The following is a 17,931-nucleotide window of genomic DNA, read 5'->3' on the forward strand; positions in this document are numbered from 1 at the left end:
ATGCAAGGTATTCTTAAAATAGTTATAAAAAAATCATCCTTCTTTTAGGATGATTTTTTCCAATGTAAAACTTTGCTGAAATGTTTCCCTGACAATCTATTCGTTAAATTTCTGCTTACATTTATCCTCTCGCATGATATGATGCTAATAATTGGATAGCGAGTTTAAGCTAGGGGAGCCTTTTCGGCTGAGATTGAACACTGTTCTAAACCCTTTGAACCTGAACCGGGTCATGCCGGCGGAGGAAAGCGGATTGCCGATTTATAGATGAGATCGTACCCTGCTTTTTTTCAAAGCGGGGTTTTTTGTTTGTTTTAATACCATGTCTCCTCTCAGTGCCCTGCTGAAACTTGCTGGACAAATAATTAAAAGGAGAGGATTTCTTTGAACAATATTAAAAAGCTTACACTTACAGCCATGATTACTGCATTAACGGCGGCCAGCAGTTCTTTCGTTTATATCCCAGCCGGTGCAGCGAGAATTTTCCCGATTCAGCATCTGGCCAATGTTCTCACTGCCGTCATGCTCGGGCCAGCTTATGCGGTTGCCGGGGCATTTACCGTTTCCCTGCTTCGCAACCTGACAGGAACAGGTTCGATCTTTGCTTTTCCGGGCAGCATGATCGGCGCCCTTCTTGCCTCCATTTTGTATAAAAAAACGAAGGCCGTGGCTTTTGCCTGCCTCGGGGAGGTCATAGGCACCGGTGTCATCGGGTCTCTTTGCTGCTATCCGATCGCCCTTTTGTTTCTCGGCAAAAAAATTGCCCTGTTCGGATTCCTGCCTGCGTTCATACTAAGCTCCTTCACCGGCGCCATCATTGCTTTTATTCTATTAAAAGTACTTTTGAAAAACAGCTACTTGAAGAAAACGATATTTGAAAACGACATGGTAAACCGCAAAATGTAATTTGCTCGAATCATAGGGGATTTGGCTCTAATCAAACGGAAATACAACCAATTATCCATTTAATTGGAAATAAAAAAATAAATCCCCCCTGCTAAATGACTCTTCTCACTGCTGCCAACCTATATAACGCAAAAAAAGCTTCAGATCCAGCCCAAAAAGGCTCGAGATCTGAAGCTTTCATTTTATGCCGCGATATCTCTCTTCACAAATGCCAGGAAGGCGACAACATGGAAGATAATAAAGTAAATGAGCAGCATGACGATCGAGAATGATAGAGTCATCCCATCAATCATAGCATTGCCGTCAAAGTATGGAGATAAATCCACGTTTGCAAACAGCAGGTATTTTGCCCAATCGAATTTTATGGCAAGCAGGTTTGTAATAGATGCTCCTGATAACAGCAGGAAAATGGATACTCCGATTGCGAGCGAACTATTGCGGAAAGCTGCTGAAATCATGAAGGCCATTGTGGTGTACATCAGCATCGATATAGAAGAAATCCCATAAGAACCAATCAGATGCAAAACCTGGTTTCTTTCGACAATGTGGCCGTCACTATAAGCCAGATATGGAGACGTTTCTCCAAACCCGAAGAAAATAGCTCCAAAGATGAGGCTTAGCACAAACAGAACAACAAGATTTAGAAGTGCATAGCCGACGACCGTCACATACTTGCTTAATAGGATTTTCACACGGCTGATAGGACGGATCATGAGCAGTTTAATGGTGCCCCAGCTAAATTCATTGGCAACGATGCCAGCTGCTATGATAATAGTAAAAAGTGCTACTAAACTGATGACGTTCCGCATATCATCCATAAAACTCCAAGCTGTATAATGGTTATCCTCGGGAAGGTTATGTTCAATGCGGTAGTTATTTTCAGCAATACTTTTTTTCATATAATTCTTGCCTGAATTGCCGGGAACATGTTTCATATCTTTTTCTAGCTGCTTGTTTTCTGCTTTAAGCTCTGTTTTCCAATTAGGATTCAGCTTTGCATCATCATGCTTATTGATAATATTTAGAGTGATAGCTCCTCCCAGGACAAACAGCACAAGCAGGCCAAGCATGATGATCGTTGCTTTTCGTTTAAAAATTTTCACCCATTCGTTTATAATCAAACCCATTATGCGACTCCTCCTTCACCGGTGATTTCGAGGAATTTATCTTCCAGTGAAACATGTACAGGAGAGGCCTCAAAAATTTCACACTCGTTTTCTACTAATTTTTTAATAGCCTGCGGGATAGGAATCTGGACGGCATCGATTTCAAGATTTTGGCCAGATACTTTAATATCCGCTTCAGGATATGACTCACGCAGAATATCGTGTGCCTTTTGCAGAGGCTTCACACGGATATGATAGGCGCGTTTTTCTTCCTTCATGATTTCACGGACATTTTGCACATCCACCATTTTTCCTTTCTGGATGATGCCGATCCTGTCGCACATCATTTCCATTTCAGAAAGAAGATGGCTCGAAACAATGATCGCGATATTCTCCTCGCGGGCGAGCTTCTTCATATAATCTCTCATTTCACGGATTCCTGCCGGGTCAAGACCATTTGTCGGCTCATCCAGAATCAGGACTTTTGGGCGGTGCAGCAAGGCTTGAGCAAGGCCAAGTCTCTGTCTCATCCCAAGGGAGTAGGTTTTTACCTTTTCCTTCAAACGATCCTGCAGTCCGACAAGTTCCGCCACCTCGTCGATTCTTTCCTTTGTAATGCTTTTATTCATCCTGGCATAATGCTTCAGATTATCGTAGCCTGACATGAATTTATACATTTCCGGATTTTCGACGATGGCTCCTACATTCTTGACGGCATCTTCAAAATTTGTTTTCACACTATGCCCGGAAATATGGATATCTCCTGAGGTAATCTGCATTAGGCCTACAAGCATCCTGATTGTAGTCGTCTTACCGGCGCCGTTTGGTCCCAGGAACCCAAATACCTCTCCTGCATATACTTCAAAGCTGATGTCATCAATGATGGTTTTGTTTTTAATTTTCTTCGTTACATTTGTTAATGAAACAACGGTTTCCACTCAAACACTCTCCTTTTTGCGTTCAAAACAACTCTTCATCCATCCTAGCACAGATTTACCATGAAGCTCTCTGATGCTTTCTACTTCTTCTTTGGCAATAATATGTCCTGCATCAATCAAAATCACTTCATCGAGAATGGTTTCAATTTCGTCGATTTCATGTGTAGCGATGATGACTGTCTGCTGCTCGAAATCGATAAATGAAAGCATGCTTGCGACCAAAGAATCACGGACCATGGGATCCAATCCTGAAAAAGGTTCATCCAGCAGAATAACCGGCGCCGTACGGGACAGGGCCAAAACCAGCTTAACCCTTCCCCGGTTCCCCTTTGACAGGGAAGCGATGCGCGACATGGAAGCAATTCCCATAAATTCTAGCATTTCATCCGCCTTCTGTCTATGGAAATCCGGAAATTGGGAATGATGGAAATCAATCAGCTCTGCTACGGTAAACTGCCCATATACAATATCAATTTCCGGTAAATAAGCTACCTTTGAGGCAATTCTTCTGCCTGGCTTCTCCCCGTCGACCCTGATTTCACCTTCTGAGGGTCTTGCCAAACCGGAAATCAATTTAAGCATGGTTGATTTTCCGCTGCCGTTGGAACCAAGCAAGCCGTATATTTTCCCTTTCTCAAAGGAAAGCGAAACATCCTTTAATGCATATGTTCCCCCGTAATGCTTAATCACGTTTTTTAAGCTGACACTCATTCTGCATTGCCCCCCTTTTCCATGAAGTAGTGCTGCACGCCTTCAACCATTTCGTCTGCTGTCAGCCCAAGCTCCTTCATATTGCCCACAAACGTTTCAATCAGCTCTTTTTTCATGCGATTTTGCAGGGAAGAGACAATCCCCGGATCTTCTTTGACAAATGTCCCCTGGCCCCTCTTCGTTTCCACAATGCCTTCCCTCTCAATCTCAGCGTACGTCCGCTGTATCGTATTTGGATTCACACCCATATTCACAGCCATTTCCCTCACAGACGGAAGCTTATCTCCATACGAGATTTCGCCCCGCACAATCGAGGAATAAATCCTGTCTGCTACCTGCAGATATATGGGCTTTGAAGAATGAAATTCCTCTGCCATGTTTTACACCTCAATCTTTCGGTCAAAAAGCCGTGCTGATAGCCAAAAAGCAAAAACGAAGAAAATGGTCCTTAATGCGAGAATCATAATGGAAGAACTGTTATCTGCTGCTAAAAATCCTACTGAATGGGAGGTAATATTAAAATGGCTTACCGTATGGAAATGAAAACTTCCGATGCTCTCCATTTTTTTATAAAAGTCAAATGTTGTCATCCAGTTCCATAAAACAGTTATTGCAGCAAAACCCAGAAATGCAGCAAGCCAGCGGACCTTTCTCACGATTCTGACCCTTGCAAGTGAATGATAAAGAGTCCACAGCAAGTGGACGATGCCTCCGATAAAAAAGCTCGAGACTGAAACGGCGGCAGCGAGCATCAGCAATTCGACAAATGTTGGCTCACCTATTACTTTCGCTCCCCCTCTGAAAATATCTTCACTAAAATGCAGGACTACATATGCAAGAAAACAGGCGGCTAGAATAGACAGGAAATGAAGAAACAGGCTCATGATAAGCTTTGCACCAAGCAACAGCCACGAGGAATTCGGATTATGCAGCCATAGCTGCGTTTTCCCGTCAGCCGAAAGCAAATAGCACAAAAATGCAGGTATGCCTCCCATATGAAATAAAATCATCATAAACATCATCAGGGTAAACACGCTTGAGCTGCGGAAATACCACGACGAGACATATCCAATGATAAAGAAGGCAGCCTGCAGGAACAGCAGTACATACAGCATCTTTTTTCCAATCAGCCACTCCTTTTTAAGCAATCCTTTTAACGCAAACATAATAATCAGCACCTCCACTGTATTTTTTTGGTTATATTAGTGTTCTAGTTAAATAGTACACTGGGACAAATAGAAGTGTCAAACCCATTTTTCAAAAATAAGCGTTCTTTGTAAAAAAATACAATTTTCGATAAAAAATTCTATTCAACTGCTCCGCACTATCCTATAATTATCTAAATACAGATTGATATGAAACAAGAAGGGAAACGATCATGAGCAAAGAAAAAAGAAGAAGAAAGAAAAGGAAATGGCCAAAAGTACTTGGCATCATTGTCCTATTGCTTATTTTAGCCGCTGGCGCTTACGCATACTCTGTTTATCACTCTTTAACTGCCGCTGTCGATACGATGCACAGACCCATTGACCGGGATAAATCCGAAAAACGCGCAAAACCAGTAGCACTGGCGAAGAAAGATCCATTCTCCGTCCTTATGCTTGGCGTCGATGAGCGTAAAGGAGATCACGGCCGCTCTGACACCATGATTGTACTGACCGTGAATCCGAACAATAATTCCGTTAAAATGCTCAGCATTCCGCGTGATACCCGAACAGAAATTGTCGGCCATAACACCGTAGACAAAATCAATCATGCCTACGCTTTTGGCGGAGTGAAAATGTCGATGGAAACAGTCGAAAAATTCCTTGATATCCCGGTGGATTATTATATGAAAATCAATATGGAAGGCTTTAAGGATATCGTCGATGCTGTTGGCGGAATCACAGTGAATAATGACCTGGATTTCACCTATGAAGGAGTCCACTTCCCAAAAGGACCGGTTACGCTGAACGGAGAAAGAGCATTAAAATTCTCCCGGATGAGACACGAAGATCCGCGCGGAGACTTCGGCCGCCAGCTAAGGCAGCGTGAAATCATCCAGCAGGTCATCAATGAAGGTGCAAGCGTATCAACCCTTGCCAATTACGGAGATATTTTCAAGGCCTTGAGCGCAAACGTCCAAACCAATCTAACATTCAAGGAAATGATCGATATCCAGAAAAACTACAAAGCTGCCGGCAGCAACATCCAGCAAATGAGCATCAAAGAAACCGGCAAAATGATTAATAAAATTTACTACGGACTCGTAGCTGACGATGAAAAGCAGCGGATCCAAAAAGAAATGAAAACACAATTAGAACTGAACTAAAATAGGAAAAGCTGTTTGGAAACTATATCCGAACAGCTTTTTTAATCGCTGTTTTCATAAACTTTGTTGTGAAAGGGAACTTCCCTCGGAGTTCCCTTTCTAACTTTTTAAATTTCTATTGTTCCAATGATAGTTTTAATACGTTCTTGCTCTTCGCCCTTATCTAAGTATTCGAAAAATCCAAGTCGATTTCCCCAAGGGTCTGTGAATGTTCCCCATTTCACTGGTACATCGGGCCTTGAATATATTTCAAAACGATCAATCTTTAAATCTTCTATAAGTCTTTCTCTTTCAGCCTCAATGTTAGTAACTCCTAAACGTATAGGTCCATTACCCTCGGTAAGAGGTCCTTCTGCGACCTGCAGCCAACATCCTGGAATGAGTTCCCACTCAGCAAATCCCTCGTGTGGAGTAAAATCAGGCTTCTTATTAAGCAGTGTTTCATACCACTTTTGCCCTTCTTCAATATTGGCTATTCTAACCTGTGCAGTCATTTCAAAAATCATTTATATCCCTCCTAAATATGTATAATCAAATATAAAAGCACCGTAATTTAGAAATTAATCCTGTAAGAGTTTTCAAGTAGTTCTTAATTGACAGAAGTCCAAATCATGCAGCTTTCCCATTTAATCATGCAAGTCCTCAATTTTCACCGAAAAAAAAGACCAAAACAAAAGATTGCCCCGGTCTCTGAATCTTATTATTTTGAAGAAAATCATACAGTCAGTCTAATAGAACCGTTTCGGCACTCCATTCCCAATACATGTCGCCCTGTACACGTATCATCCGATCGAGCCACGTTTTAAAATCGCAATTCAAGTCTTTGATTTCTGCGCCTACAATCAGGATATGCTCACTTCCCTGATTTTTGAGCTTGCTATAATCCATAACAATCGGGCCTACATCTGTTAAATAGCCAATCGGAAAGCAATGATTCCGCAGGTACTCAGCAGCAGACAGGGAATCATGTGTTAAGGTAAGCACCATCAATTCAAAATTGAACCGCAGTTCTTCTATGGAAAAGATTTGAAAAGCAGGTCCGTATTCATTTGTAAAAAAATCTGCGCCGTTATGCATCAGCAGAAAATGTTTTAAATCCTCCGGTATGTGCCAGCCAGTTTCGGCAATGACCCTATCTAAAGCCTCAGCATCTCCCGGCTCCTTAAACACACATTTTCGCTTCCCGCCCACCTCATTGCTCAGTATGCTGCCTTCATCGAGTTTACTTTTTAAATCTTCTACCATACTTTGAATGGAAAGTCCTCTCATAACTCTCTACACCCCTTTTTCCGGATAAAGATTACTTTCGACATAAAGAAAAAAATTTCCTTCTCTAAATGCCTTGTAAATCCACTTTTTGTTTAATAGCTAACGTGCCAGGCTATTGATTAGATCTGTGCCATAGGAGTTATCTATTGCGCAAAGCCAAGCTCCTTGTGCATTCCTTTTAAACACATATGTAGCTCTTCTATCCATGGGAAATTCAGTTTCCTCTTTATCAGCCTGAAGCAGCGTCTGGGAAAGCACCAGGGCAGTATCTTCCGCTTCCAAAATGACCATTTCGCCTTGTTCCGGCACCAAGCTGTTCTTAAAATATGCGGCGATGCTAATGAAGGCTTGTTTGATTTCCTCTTTGCCCCGTGCAATGCGGCCGGCCTTTACAACCAAAATAGCGTCATCAGTATAATAGTTCATCAACGTATCAAAATCTTCTTTTTTGATTGCAGTATCACATAGTTTAATAACCTCTTTTAATTCATGCTCCATACCTCTCCCCCTCTATGCCTTTTACTTTTACATTCCCTAGTTACTTTGTGTTTCCCTGCCGAAACTGAACAGCTGCTGAGAAATATTTTAATTCGCTCGAATCAGTACCGATCTGGCTCGAATACTGCGGGATTTGGCTCTAATCAAAGCATATTTGGCTCGAATGGTACCGTAAATACGCGCAATTATCCAATTAATTGGAAAAATAAAACCCAATTATGCAAAAAAAAACACAGCCATCACTCATGAATGATGGCTGCGGCTCTAATTCACCCCTACACAAAGTTTCTCGTGTCGTTATTTTTGCTGAGTTTATAGATGGCGAGCAGAAAAAAAACAGAGGCAAAGCTGATTAATATTAGCAGGTTTAAATACAGATGCAATAGTGTGCTTCCTTCCTGCAATTTGGAGAGTGTATCAAGCACCCAGCGCTGCGGGAGGAAAACGGCTATTTTTTGGATGGAATCCGGCATGACTTCTACCGGCCAAAAGCAGCCTGACAGCATGACAGTTGGAATGACGATTAAATTTTGCAGAGCTCCCGCTGCGTTTCTGCTATTGGAAAATGAAGTCACAATCAGTGAAATGCCGACTGAAATCAGTGCGAACAGCAGCAGGACTGCAGCCGCTTCCCAGAATGGAATAAGAATATCAATATGAAAAACAGCTGTCATCAGGATTAACGTCAATAGTACCTGGAGACTCATCACAATCATATTGACTATAATATTAGATGCAATATATTGCCTCGCATTGACCGGTGTGGAAAGCAATCGGAAATAGGTCCGGGATTGTTTTTCCGAAAGAATGATTTCTGACATATTTCCTGCACCCATGAGCATCGTCATAATGAGAAATCCGATTGCCTGGCGGGTCATGCCGATATTTTTCGATGTGTCATTCAAGGATTTAGTAGTCAGTTTAAAATCAGAGCTTTGGTATTGGTTATTAATCACTTGGAATGTTTGCTGGTCACCACCTGATGCCCTGCCGATCGCTGCCATATTATCGTTATATTGATATAGGTAAGATTTGATAAAAGAATTGATTTCTGCCCCTTTAATCGAAGTCAGCCGTATATGGCTGGGGTGTCCATTCAGCACACTTTCCCCGTAGCCGCTATCAAGAGTAATCACACTATCCAGAGATCCTGAGATTAATTTACCCTGTACGTCTGCAGCGTCGATTACACTCACTTTTACATGATCAAGACCCTTCAGGAAACTAATGGCATTTGCTGCAATCATACTGCCGTCCTGATTGACCGCACCGACATGAAGAACCATTTTCTGATTTCCGCTGTAAGCCATTAATGAGATAAGAATTCCGAAAATCGGCATACACACATACATAAAGATATTTTTCTTTTGCTTAAAAGTGATTTTCAGCGTATTTCGTACCAGCCATAATAAATCCCCCATCACAATCCCTCCCGTCTGTGCATGGAAATGACAGCTATGAGAACAAGAACTAGTGCTGCACCTAAATTCAGGGCAGCAGCCGGGATTGCAGCCGGCAAATCATTCGCATAAATGATTTTAGTCAGGGCGTGATTTACCCAAGTTAGCGGAGATAAATCTGTGATAAACTTAAAAATCCCTTGGGCGCCCTCTATTTTAAAATAAGCTCCGCCAAAAAAAGAGGCAAGCTGAACGAACAGCATGATGGTAACCTTTGCAGCTGGATTTCCTTTGAACAGGTAACTGACGCCCATACCCAGGCTGACAGCAAAAATAATTTCAGAAAGAAGCACTAGAAAAACGATTCCAAGATGATTTCCCCAGTTTGCTTTAAATACCATGATGCTAAATAGAATTACCAGTGTGATGCACAGGGTATTGATGACAATATTTCCAAGTATCTTCCCGGCGAAAATTTCAATCTTCCTCACCGGTGAAGCAATCAGCCTGTCACCAGTTTTCCTTGCCCTTTCGCTTAAAATAAGGGAGCTTGCTGACATGGCGCCATAAAGAGCAATCATGGTGGTTTCAGCCATCGCATAATAATCCATGGAACCCTGCTGCTTTTTTGGCACAAGCGAGGTTTCTTCAATATAATCCTGCTTTATATCTGAAGCGAATACCGTTTCTGCCTTTTCGGGAACGTTTTTTGCAATTTCATGCGCCAGATTATATTTGCCTGCAAATGAAGCAAGCATTCCTTCCAGAATACTGCCATTGATACTGTTGCTTCCGTTCAGATAAAGCCGGATTCCATCAGGAGATGCTTCCATGTATCCATCATATCTTCCCAGCCTGACAGCCTTTTTTCCTTCCTCTTTGTCTTTAGCTTTTATAAAGGAAATTCCCGACTTCTTGGCAGCAGTAATAAAAGGATCAAAGGCCCGGGAAAACTCCGGATCATTAGGGCTTTCAAATAAAACCTTCACATTTTCCACTTTAATGCTTGCCGAAAAAGCGCCCGACAATGCAGTTCCAAGCACAAGCATCAGCACAAGGGGGGTGGCCAGCATGAAAATAAGCGTTTTAACATCGCGAAAATCCCGTTTGATTTCCTTCACAGCAATATTAAAAATGTTCATAGTAGAACCTCCTTCCCTTACTCATTGATCTCTCAAGCTCCGGCCTGTAAGAGTCAGAAATACCGTTTCCAGATTTGGCGCTTTTTCCTGCAGCGACCGGACCTCTATTCCATGTTTTATAAAATGCTCCAGGATTTTGTTCAAATTATTAACTCCTGCATCAGAGGTAATCTTGATCAGGTTTTCTTCCATTTGGACGTTTTCTACTCCCATAATTTCCTTCATCGCAGTAATCTCTTCAGGGTTTGCCGATTTTACTTCAACGAGAATATCCTTTGTTTTCGTGATGATGGAAGTCAGCTGCTCCTTTGTTCCCTCGGCAATGATTTTTCCGTGATCGATAATGGCAATCCGAGAGCAAATCTCTTCGACCTCTTCCATATAGTGGCTTGTGTAGATAATCGTGCAGCCCATTTCATTCAGCTTGCGGACAGAAGCCAAAATATAATTTCGTGATTGCGGATCAATCCCTACAGTAGGTTCATCCATGATGATCAGTTTAGGTCTGTGTGCAATGGCGCAGGCAATATTCAGCCGTCTCTTCATCCCGCCGGAAAAATTCTTCGGATAGCTTTTATGTTTATCCTTTAATCCGGCAAACTCAAGAGCTTCAGCGGCACGTTCATGCAGCTCAGCACCTCGCAGCCCATATAGCCCCGCGAAAAATCTAACATTTTCATATGCTGCCAGCTCTTCATAGATGGCCAGTTCCTGCGGGACAATCCCAATATTCATTTTGGCAAACCGGCTGTTTTTGCTCATTTCTTTTCCAAGAATCCATATCGTTCCTTCATGGCTCCTAAGCAGGCCGGCCACCATATTGATTGTTGTACTTTTCCCAGCACCGTTCGCGCCAAGAAAACCAAATATCTCACCTTCAGCGACAGAAAGGGACATGTTATCAACAGCAATGAAATCGCCAAATTTTTTTGTCAGGCTGTTAATTTCTAATACATTCATCTTCTCACCCCGAATGATTGGTATATATAAAGTATAAAAAAAAGAATGAAGCGATATAAGTGCAATCGTTCATTCTTTAAGCATGAGAAAATTCATGTTATTCACGTGAGGATTATGCGGTTGTCGGGGATGTAATCGGTAGGAGGGAGGTTACGGAGAATCCATGTGTGCTGTCCACGATGATTTTACCGCTGAGTGCGGCAGTACGTTCTTCCATCCCAATGATGCCCAGCCCTTTTTTTATCATGACAGCGCCTATCCCGTTATCCCGGACCTCTGTTCTGACCACTTTATTCAGCACCTTAATATCACAGGATACCTGTGTGGCAAGGGAATATTTCATCACATTTGTCAGTGCTTCGGTTACATTTTCAAAAATGACTTTCCACTGGATTGGGGTAACAATGTCCAGATTTCCATCATAGGTGAGCCATGCTTTTATATCATTTTGTGCTGAAAATTGATCCATGAGCAGCTTCATTTGATGAATGCCCATTTGTTCTGTGGGCGGCTTCATGTTTTTCAGTGTCATTCTGATATCCTCGATGCCTTCACTTGAAATATGGATGGCATTTTGCAGCAGTTCTGCCGCCTTTTTCTTATCCGTATCAATAAGCCTTTTGGCTGCTTCCATCTGAATGAGGGCCCCGGTCATCGAATGGCCGATTTTATCATGTATTTCCTGAGAAATCCGATTTCTCTCCTCTAATTTAAAGGTGTATTCAGATTGCTTTATAAAGGCAGCATTTTCATTCACATGCTTTGTCAGCCTGCCAATGTCTTTTCTCATGCTGTCCAATTGCGCTTCGTATTTCTCCGCTGTTTCGTGGAGTTTGACAGAAAGCGAGTAAAGCATGAAACACAGAATTGCTATGAAGCCATATATGAGCTGAATATCTTTTGTGATATAAAATAGAGGAAGCATTATAAAAAGGACGATTAATTTTCCAGGAAAACGAATCCAGGCAAGCTCAATAATAGGCAATGTCAGCAGGATAATAAAAACAGGCTGCACTGCATGATAAGACAAAATGCAAAGGAGAATGGATAAAACGTGCAGCAGGATACGGAGCTTTTTCGGAACAAGATATAGGGCAAGGTTTATGCAAAAATAAACCAAGAGCGCAAGAACCGCCCATGACAGCCGTCCTGATTCCGCTCTGATGCAGGTTACTGAAATGAACACGGCCAGCATCAGTTTAGCAAGGATGACCCAGCGCTCCATTTAATCCACTTTCCCGGTCAAATAATAAATGGCGATTTGCGTCCGGTGCTCAAGTCCCGTTTTTCCAAATATGGACGTGATATAATTGGCCACCGTGCCTTCAGAAATAAACAGCTGCTTTGAGATGGCTTTATTTGAGCAGCCCTTGGCAATTAAACACATGATTTCGCGTTCTCTTTCCGTAAACAGCGACGCATTAAATTTCGCCTGCGGTTCTTGATTCTCCGTCAAATTCGATTTAATTTTTTCTAAAACAACATCCTGCAGAATGCTATTTCCGTTATACACACATTTGATGCTCTCGCGGATTCGCTCAGGTTCATTATTTTTCAATAAATACCCCATGGCCCCATTCCGCAAGGCATCCAAAATAAATTCATCATCATCAAATGTGGTCAGGATAATGATCTTTGTTTTGGTCTGACCGGAAATCAGTTTTGCTGCCTCTACCCCGTTCATTACAGGCATGCGCACATCAAGCAAAATGACATCCACCTGGTTATCACGGCAATAATCCGCTGCTTCCTGTCCGTTGCTCACAGTATCAAGAACCTCTAATTCTTCATAGGTCTGCAGAATAATTTTCAGGCCCTCCCGGATAAAAGAGTTATCATCTGCAATAAGCACTTTAATCTTCACCGTTTCCCCTCCAGGTAAAGGTCTTTAATGACTCTGCAGTTTTCTTAGCAGGTGAACAATCTGTCCTCTGTGATGGGATTCATGTTCAATCAAATGGTACACGACCCATTCAGGTGTCACATCATAACGCGCCAGCACCCTTGCCCTCTGCCAGTCAGCCAAATCCATCGAGCGAAAATGGGAAAGAAACACTTCACGCACCATGTTAAGGCGGCCAATATGTTCCTCCAAGCTTTGTCCTTCAACATGTGTCAGCCTGCCATCTTCCGTACTGAACTCAAAAGGAAATAACGGCTGAATCTCTGGGTCCCACTCAGACTCCAGTACTTCTGTATACAGCCAATCCGCCTCCACCAGCGCAATATGATAAAGCAGCGAGCCAATACTCTGCCTTTCATCAACCTTCCCGTCAAGCACACGCTGGCTGATTCCGTGTATTTCCTTCAATAAAGTATTACGGACATCCTCCAGGCACCATAACCATCGGCCAATTTCAGCTTCATATCCCGGCAGCGACATGACCTTCAACACTTCTCTTTTCAATGAAATCACACTCCTCTGATAAAGAGTACTTCTATCCAAAGAGGGTGTTTTCCTTTTTTTATAAATCTGGGACTCTAAAAGGTGAGAACCTTGCCTGCATAAAAATTGCACACTTAAAAGGAGCTTGATTAGCAGGCTCCTTTTAACATATATTGATTAGTTTTTAATCCAAGTTAACAATCTTACAATCTGGAATGGATCATACGCAGTAATTAAAAAACTAAAGAGGAAAAACGCTGCAATGGCGAGAAACTTTATGCTTCCTTGTTCCCTTTTAAACATAGCACCAAAACTTAACAGTAAGCCAATGAACAATACACCAATTCCAGTTATCATTAAAAATTCAAGATTCCCAGAATAAATATAAGAGGAACCCAGGAACAGAACGCCAATAACAGCAAATATAATGGATATTTTGCTAAGCATTTTTATAGAACACCCCTTCTGATACCAGCAATTGTTTGGTAAGCCTATAGGAATGGAACCGTCATCTGATAACATTGTACTTTTTTCAGCTATTGCTTAACTTTCGCTAAAATTTCGTCCTTCACATTCTCCGGTCCATCTGTTTCAAATATGACCTTCGAAAATTCCTGATCGTCCAGTTCCATGATGACCAAATTACTGTTTTTCTCATATGAAACAAAGCACCATTCTCCGTCAACAAGGAATCTTCCTTCCCGCACACCGAAGCCTGAAGTGCCTACCCGGAAGTTCAGCAAAGGGATGTCAAAGCTTCCAACGCTCACATTTTTAATGGCTGTATAAGGAACCTCCAATATACTTTTCAAAGCGGCAACACTCGTCATCCCTGTAAAATGAATCACCAATTTATCTTCTTGAAAATCCAGCTTTCTTGCCATATTATTCCTCTCCTTTTATATAAACAATATATGATGAGAGGATTTTCATCAATACCCATTCAAAAATGATAGTTTCATTGTGTTTTAAGCCCTAGTAATGGTTCTTCATGTCCTTTCACAAATTTCAAGATAAGAAAAAGCGGGTCATTTACCTGAATACTGCAAAATAATTACCATTTTATTGGATAATCGATTCAAATTCACCTTGATTAGAGCGAAATCGAGCTTCATTAGAGCCAAATCCGCCTCCATTAGAGCCAAATCACGGACCATTCGAGCGAATTGCCATTTTCCCATTAAAAAGCAGCTCTTTTTGGTAAAAATGGTACGAAACTATGATATTTTAAAGATAGGAAAAAAATGTATGATGCGCTGAAACCGGACGAAGGGAATGAGTACTATGGAAATCAGAAAACCATCCGAAAATGAGCTTGAGGAAATTATGAGACTTTCACCGCAAGCCTTGTTTGAAGGAACATTAGGCAGTTTCATGCCGACTGATGAGAAAATCAGCCAGATAGTTCAGCCTCTGCTGCAAAAAGGCTGTTATTATTTAATAGCTTCCGAGGAGGATCAGCTGATGGGGTGGATTTTATTAGGTAAAAGTAAAGACCACTTTACGGAAGAAGCAATTGGCTTTATCTACGAACTATATGTAAAACAAGAATTCAGGGGCAAAGGGATCTCCAAGCAGCTAATGAACAGAGGAATCGACAGTCTAAAAAAAGAGGGAAACCGGGAAATACGTCTAAATGTATTCTCAGAAAATCACGCCATTGAACTTTACAAAAAAATGGGATTTTCAGTAAGGAATCTAACAATGAGCTTAGCGTAATAGTTCAATAAAAACAGGTGAATCACGAATTCACCTGTTTTCATTTGTTCGTCATAATGGCAGCCCGCTGCTGCGCAAATTCCTTGATGTGTATTTCTATAAAAATAGGGTATTTACTTAGTAAGCAAGTCAGCATTTCTCTTTAATACCTCCTACTAAGGTTTCTTTGTTTTACAGCAAAGAGGGTTTGGCGGGAGGTGATTAGATGAGAAAAGTTGTTGGCATCAAGAGCTTAATCAAATATCTTCATTCAGTTAATTATCCGCTGACTGAAGAAGAAATCCTTGAGCATATACTTAATAAAAGTATTCCGCATCTTAGACCGCTGTCCAGCATGATTGTTTTTAATTTAGATCATGTTGATTCCTGGCTTAGCCAGCAGCAGCACAAGGATTGAGTTATTGAGGCCCTGCATGTTTGCAGGGCCTTATCCATGTGTGGATTTCCCCTTTGTGCCGCTACGCAGTACTCTGTTCTCAGCCTGCTCTTATCAGCAGAGCAAAAAAAAGAACCATGATTTCTCATGGCTCTATTCAAATAGCTCATTGGCTAATGAATCAATATAGGCTTTGCGCTTCTTCGTCCCGGATTTGTCAATCCATGCTTTTCCGTTCTCCATGATCACCACGTCTCCTGCCTGTACACCTGCAGGAAGCTCTTTTAGCGGGATATCTTCTGTAGATCTGTCTTCTTTTTCACAAACTGCCAGTTCTCCTTCGATACGGTCAACAATATATTTCATTACTAGCCCTCCTTATTGCGGGATAAATGAAGTTTGAGTGGTATAGGTTTTGCCATTGGATGTTGCTTCAATGTCTATATTTACTTCATACCCGGCAGCAGCCCTGCTTATTCTTACCTCAAGCGGCGTCCCTACTGTCCCTTCATAGACGGTGTCTTTACTTTTATAATGAAAGGTTGCGGTATACTTGGCTCCTGTTATGCCTGTGACCATTAAATGGACATCATGATATTGCTGCGGCGTTTTGTCATCAAGCGCTGCCTTTAATGTTCCGGCTTTCGGCTGTGTTTGTTTCGTAACTGGCGGAACAGCCGTTTTCGGCATAGCCGGTTTTTTAACGGGCGGCGGAGTGATGGCGGCGGTTCTGCTGCCCGAATGATTTGGCGTCAAAGCTGCAACCGGCTTGAACTGAATGTCATTTCCGTCTGTTGTCGCTAAAATGGTTTTGCTTTCGTCCGTACGGAAGATTTTTATATCATTTTCTTTTAACAGATTCAATACTTCTTCAGTCGGATGTCCGTAGCTATTGCCTTTGCCTACTGAAATAACGGCATATTTAGGCTTCACCGCATTCAAAAAATCCTGGCTCGTTGCCGTTTTGGCACCATGATGGCCGACCTTCAGCACTTGTGCCGAAATATCCTGATTGGACGCCATCATGTCATCTTCTGAGCGGAATGGAGCATCCCCGGTAAACAGGAAGGTTCCCTTTTTCCCGTACGTCAATTTGGCAACTGCTGACCAGTCGTTCATCTCGGAACCATAATCCCTGACCGGTGCAACAAGCTTCATTGTTGCGCCTTTTAGCCCGAGGTCGACTCCTGCTTTTGCCTGCTTCAGTTTAAGTCCCTGATTTTTTACGGCTAATAAAAAGTCTCCATATGTTCTCGTATCATGAGTAACACGCGGAGTGTATACGTTTTTTACTTTTACATGATCCAGGACAGTGTCCAGCCCGCCAATATGGTCTGAATCCGGATGGGTAGCAATCATATCATCCAATTCATTTACATGCAGCTGGTTCAGATAGCGTACCACATCGTCCCCTTTATCATTGTTTCCGCCATCTATTAATATATTTTCACCCTTAGGCGTCTGAATGAATGTGCTGTCACCTTGTCCTACGTCAAAAAAATAGACCTTTAACACACCCTCATCAGGTGCAGCATTCGGTGAAGATTGTGAAGGTTCTTCCTTCGTTTTTGGAGTATTTCCAGACACTTGGGTGCTGCTGTCTGCCGGCTTCTCTGTTTGTGCCGGTTTGCTTGCTGTTGTATCTGCTCCGCTGCAGCCTGCACCGAACAAAGCAATAGATGCAGTTAGTAAGGCGGCAATCCAATTCTTTTTCATGATGGTTCCCCTCTTTTTTCTAAGTTGCTGTTATACTGATCTACTTAATTTTAACGCAAGAGGGAATTTTTCTCTAATTCCTTTTTTCCTATTTATAACCTTTAACGCACCGCGGTGAACTTATGATGCTCCTCTTCAATTAGCTTAATGAATTTATCTTTTTCGGCGTCCACATTCGTAATCAGTTTAATATTCTTTTCTCTGCTTAAAAATTTCCTTACCCTGCTGTTTTGGGTGATGATATATCCATAGCGGTAATCCCTCTCAAGCTCACAAAACCAATCTTCTTTTCTTAATCTATTAATATGCCCGGCAAGTATTTTTTCACGTGATCGTTTAGGAAGACAATGAAAAAATGCTTCAACAGCAATTTCAAAAAGAAACTCAATGATAAAACTGCCCAAAGTATTCACTCCCGATTCTCTCTTATTCTTACAGCTTATCTAAAGCTCTGTTAAACGGCACTGCTGATTTTTTAGCAGGCTATGTTAAA

24 protein-coding genes and 1 riboswitch are annotated in these 17,931 nt (G+C 41.9%); of the genes, 4 read left to right on the top strand and 20 right to left on the bottom strand.

Going from position 1 to position 17,931, the window contains the following annotated elements:
* Positions 1–161 precede the first annotated feature (161 nt).
* Positions 162–264, top strand: a riboswitch (TPP riboswitch).
* Between the two features lie 120 nt (positions 265–384).
* Positions 385–906, top strand: coding sequence for an energy coupling factor transporter S component ThiW (gene thiW, locus BIV59_RS20455; RefSeq protein WP_071353313.1), 522 nt, complete (start codon positions 385–387; stop codon positions 904–906).
* A gap of 182 nt (positions 907–1,088) precedes the next feature.
* On the opposite strand, the gene BIV59_RS20460 is transcribed toward thiW, so the two are convergent.
* From BIV59_RS20460 to BIV59_RS20480, 5 genes are read right to left on the bottom strand one after another with little or no spacing between them, the layout of a single operon-like run.
* Positions 1,089–2,036, bottom strand: coding sequence for an ABC transporter permease (locus tag BIV59_RS20460; RefSeq protein ID WP_139194430.1), 948 nt, complete (start codon positions 2,034–2,036; stop codon positions 1,089–1,091).
* Positions 2,033–2,950, bottom strand: a complete 918-nt coding sequence (locus tag BIV59_RS20465) for an ABC transporter ATP-binding protein (protein ID WP_071353315.1) — start codon at positions 2,948–2,950, stop codon at positions 2,033–2,035. The genes BIV59_RS20460 and BIV59_RS20465 overlap by 4 nt, the downstream gene beginning before the upstream one ends.
* Complete coding sequence (locus tag BIV59_RS20470) at positions 2,951–3,661, bottom strand: ABC transporter ATP-binding protein (RefSeq protein WP_071353316.1); 711 nt, start codon at positions 3,659–3,661, stop codon at positions 2,951–2,953.
* Positions 3,658–4,038, bottom strand: coding sequence for a GntR family transcriptional regulator (locus BIV59_RS20475; RefSeq protein ID WP_071353317.1), 381 nt, complete (start codon positions 4,036–4,038; stop codon positions 3,658–3,660). The genes BIV59_RS20470 and BIV59_RS20475 overlap by 4 nt, the downstream gene beginning before the upstream one ends.
* Before the next feature lie 3 nt (positions 4,039–4,041).
* A complete protein-coding gene (locus tag BIV59_RS20480; protein ID WP_071353318.1) occupies positions 4,042–4,827 on the bottom strand; it encodes a hypothetical protein in 786 nt (261 codons plus the stop codon).
* A 212-nt stretch (positions 4,828–5,039) separates the two neighbouring features.
* On the opposite strand from BIV59_RS20480, the gene tagU reads away from it, so the two are divergent.
* Complete coding sequence (tagU, locus tag BIV59_RS20485) at positions 5,040–5,972, top strand: polyisoprenyl-teichoic acid--peptidoglycan teichoic acid transferase TagU (RefSeq protein WP_071353319.1); 933 nt, start codon at positions 5,040–5,042, stop codon at positions 5,970–5,972.
* 107 nt (positions 5,973–6,079) lie between these two features.
* Here the strand turns inward: tagU and BIV59_RS20490 are convergent, their stop codons facing one another.
* The 12 genes from BIV59_RS20490 to BIV59_RS23840 form a co-directional block, all read right to left on the bottom strand.
* Positions 6,080–6,478 (bottom strand): VOC family protein, encoded by a 399-nt coding sequence (locus BIV59_RS20490; protein WP_071353320.1) that lies wholly within the window; start codon positions 6,476–6,478, stop codon positions 6,080–6,082.
* Positions 6,479–6,695: 217 nt separating this feature from the next.
* Positions 6,696–7,241, bottom strand: a complete 546-nt coding sequence (locus BIV59_RS20495; RefSeq protein ID WP_071353321.1) for an SMI1/KNR4 family protein — start codon at positions 7,239–7,241, stop codon at positions 6,696–6,698.
* A 99-nt stretch (positions 7,242–7,340) separates the two neighbouring features.
* Positions 7,341–7,739 (bottom strand): YybH family protein, encoded by a 399-nt coding sequence (locus BIV59_RS20500; RefSeq protein ID WP_071353322.1) that lies wholly within the window; start codon positions 7,737–7,739, stop codon positions 7,341–7,343.
* 275 nt (positions 7,740–8,014) lie between these two features.
* The gene (locus BIV59_RS20505) at positions 8,015–9,160 is read right to left on the bottom strand and encodes an ABC transporter permease (RefSeq protein WP_071353323.1); all 1,146 of its coding nucleotides are present in this window, start codon (positions 9,158–9,160) and stop codon (positions 8,015–8,017) included.
* Positions 9,160–10,281: an ABC transporter permease gene (locus BIV59_RS20510; RefSeq protein ID WP_071353324.1), complete on the bottom strand. Its 1,122-nt coding sequence runs from the start codon at positions 10,279–10,281 to the stop codon at positions 9,160–9,162. Before BIV59_RS20510 ends, BIV59_RS20505 begins: the two co-directional genes overlap by 1 nt.
* Positions 10,282–10,302: 21 nt before the next feature.
* Positions 10,303–11,241, bottom strand: a complete 939-nt coding sequence (locus tag BIV59_RS20515) for an ABC transporter ATP-binding protein (RefSeq protein WP_071353325.1) — start codon at positions 11,239–11,241, stop codon at positions 10,303–10,305.
* A gap of 112 nt (positions 11,242–11,353) precedes the next feature.
* On the bottom strand, positions 11,354–12,466 hold the full coding sequence (locus tag BIV59_RS20520) for a sensor histidine kinase (protein WP_071353326.1): 1,113 nt from the start codon (positions 12,464–12,466) through the stop codon (positions 11,354–11,356).
* Entirely contained in the window at positions 12,467–13,105 is a 639-nt protein-coding gene (locus BIV59_RS23380; RefSeq protein ID WP_071353327.1) for a response regulator, read from the bottom strand.
* 24 nt (positions 13,106–13,129) lie between these two features.
* Complete coding sequence (locus tag BIV59_RS23385) at positions 13,130–13,648, bottom strand: DinB family protein (RefSeq protein WP_071353328.1); 519 nt, start codon at positions 13,646–13,648, stop codon at positions 13,130–13,132.
* Positions 13,649–13,804: 156 nt separating this feature from the next.
* Entirely contained in the window at positions 13,805–14,074 is a 270-nt protein-coding gene (locus BIV59_RS20535; RefSeq protein ID WP_083392294.1) for a hypothetical protein, read from the bottom strand.
* Between the two features lie 89 nt (positions 14,075–14,163).
* Positions 14,164–14,511 (bottom strand): hypothetical protein, encoded by a 348-nt coding sequence (locus tag BIV59_RS20540; protein WP_071353329.1) that lies wholly within the window; start codon positions 14,509–14,511, stop codon positions 14,164–14,166.
* 144 nt (positions 14,512–14,655) lie between these two features.
* Entirely contained in the window at positions 14,656–14,808 is a 153-nt protein-coding gene (locus BIV59_RS23840) for a hypothetical protein (protein ID WP_170846214.1), read from the bottom strand.
* A gap of 103 nt (positions 14,809–14,911) precedes the next feature.
* Here BIV59_RS23840 and BIV59_RS20545 point away from each other — a divergent pair, with 103 nt between their 5' ends.
* Both BIV59_RS20545 and BIV59_RS20550 read left to right on the top strand, forming a co-directional pair.
* Positions 14,912–15,346 (top strand): GNAT family N-acetyltransferase, encoded by a 435-nt coding sequence (locus BIV59_RS20545; RefSeq protein WP_071353330.1) that lies wholly within the window; start codon positions 14,912–14,914, stop codon positions 15,344–15,346.
* 205 nt (positions 15,347–15,551) lie between these two features.
* Positions 15,552–15,743: a hypothetical protein gene (locus tag BIV59_RS20550; protein ID WP_071353331.1), complete on the top strand. Its 192-nt coding sequence runs from the start codon at positions 15,552–15,554 to the stop codon at positions 15,741–15,743.
* Positions 15,744–15,875: 132 nt separating this feature from the next.
* Here BIV59_RS20550 and BIV59_RS20555 read toward each other — a convergent pair whose 3' ends face one another.
* The 3 genes from BIV59_RS20555 to BIV59_RS20565 all read right to left on the bottom strand — a co-directional run bounded on the left by BIV59_RS20555 (position 15,876) and on the right by BIV59_RS20565 (position 17,842).
* Complete coding sequence (locus tag BIV59_RS20555; RefSeq protein WP_071353332.1) at positions 15,876–16,088, bottom strand: DUF3006 domain-containing protein; 213 nt, start codon at positions 16,086–16,088, stop codon at positions 15,876–15,878.
* 12 nt (positions 16,089–16,100) lie between these two features.
* On the bottom strand, positions 16,101–17,438 hold the full coding sequence (locus tag BIV59_RS20560; RefSeq protein WP_071353333.1) for a ComEC/Rec2 family competence protein: 1,338 nt from the start codon (positions 17,436–17,438) through the stop codon (positions 16,101–16,103).
* A 101-nt stretch (positions 17,439–17,539) separates the two neighbouring features.
* Positions 17,540–17,842, bottom strand: a complete 303-nt coding sequence (locus BIV59_RS20565) for a hypothetical protein (protein WP_071353334.1) — start codon at positions 17,840–17,842, stop codon at positions 17,540–17,542.
* Positions 17,843–17,931: the final 89 nt, after the last annotated feature.

The sequence above is a fragment of the Bacillus sp. MUM 13 genome (genome assembly GCF_001866725.1).
Lineage (GTDB): Bacteria > Bacillota > Bacilli > Bacillales > DSM-1321 > Peribacillus.

Bases quoted from the DNA above. Each gene is read 5' to 3' on its own strand.
- BIV59_RS20535 (WP_083392294.1), bottom strand. From the start codon at position 14,074: ATGCTTAGCAAAATATCCATTATATTTGCTGTTATTGGCGTTCTGTTC.
- BIV59_RS20510 (WP_071353324.1), bottom strand. From the start codon at position 10,281: ATGAACATTTTTAATATTGCTGTGAAGGAAATCAAACGGGATTTTCGC.
- BIV59_RS20515 (WP_071353325.1), bottom strand. From the start codon at position 11,241: ATGAATGTATTAGAAATTAACAGCCTGACAAAAAAATTTGGCGATTTC.
- tagU (WP_071353319.1), top strand. From the start codon at position 5,040: ATGAGCAAAGAAAAAAGAAGAAGAAAGAAAAGGAAATGGCCAAAAGTA.
- BIV59_RS20540 (WP_071353329.1), bottom strand. From the start codon at position 14,511: ATGGCAAGAAAGCTGGATTTTCAAGAAGATAAATTGGTGATTCATTTT.
- BIV59_RS20555 (WP_071353332.1), bottom strand. From the start codon at position 16,088: ATGAAATATATTGTTGACCGTATCGAAGGAGAACTGGCAGTTTGTGAA.
- BIV59_RS20550 (WP_071353331.1), top strand. From the start codon at position 15,552: ATGAGAAAAGTTGTTGGCATCAAGAGCTTAATCAAATATCTTCATTCA.
- BIV59_RS20480 (WP_071353318.1), bottom strand. From the start codon at position 4,827: ATGTTTGCGTTAAAAGGATTGCTTAAAAAGGAGTGGCTGATTGGAAAA.
- BIV59_RS20520 (WP_071353326.1), bottom strand. From the start codon at position 12,466: ATGGAGCGCTGGGTCATCCTTGCTAAACTGATGCTGGCCGTGTTCATT.
- BIV59_RS20560 (WP_071353333.1), bottom strand. From the start codon at position 17,438: ATGAAAAAGAATTGGATTGCCGCCTTACTAACTGCATCTATTGCTTTG.
- BIV59_RS23840 (WP_170846214.1), bottom strand. From the start codon at position 14,808: ATGGGAAAATGGCAATTCGCTCGAATGGTCCGTGATTTGGCTCTAATG.
- BIV59_RS20505 (WP_071353323.1), bottom strand. From the start codon at position 9,160: ATGGGGGATTTATTATGGCTGGTACGAAATACGCTGAAAATCACTTTT.
- BIV59_RS20490 (WP_071353320.1), bottom strand. From the start codon at position 6,478: ATGATTTTTGAAATGACTGCACAGGTTAGAATAGCCAATATTGAAGAA.
- BIV59_RS20475 (WP_071353317.1), bottom strand. From the start codon at position 4,038: ATGGCAGAGGAATTTCATTCTTCAAAGCCCATATATCTGCAGGTAGCA.
- BIV59_RS20470 (WP_071353316.1), bottom strand. From the start codon at position 3,661: ATGAGTGTCAGCTTAAAAAACGTGATTAAGCATTACGGGGGAACATAT.
- BIV59_RS20495 (WP_071353321.1), bottom strand. From the start codon at position 7,241: ATGAGAGGACTTTCCATTCAAAGTATGGTAGAAGATTTAAAAAGTAAA.
- BIV59_RS20500 (WP_071353322.1), bottom strand. From the start codon at position 7,739: ATGGAGCATGAATTAAAAGAGGTTATTAAACTATGTGATACTGCAATC.
- BIV59_RS20545 (WP_071353330.1), top strand. From the start codon at position 14,912: ATGGAAATCAGAAAACCATCCGAAAATGAGCTTGAGGAAATTATGAGA.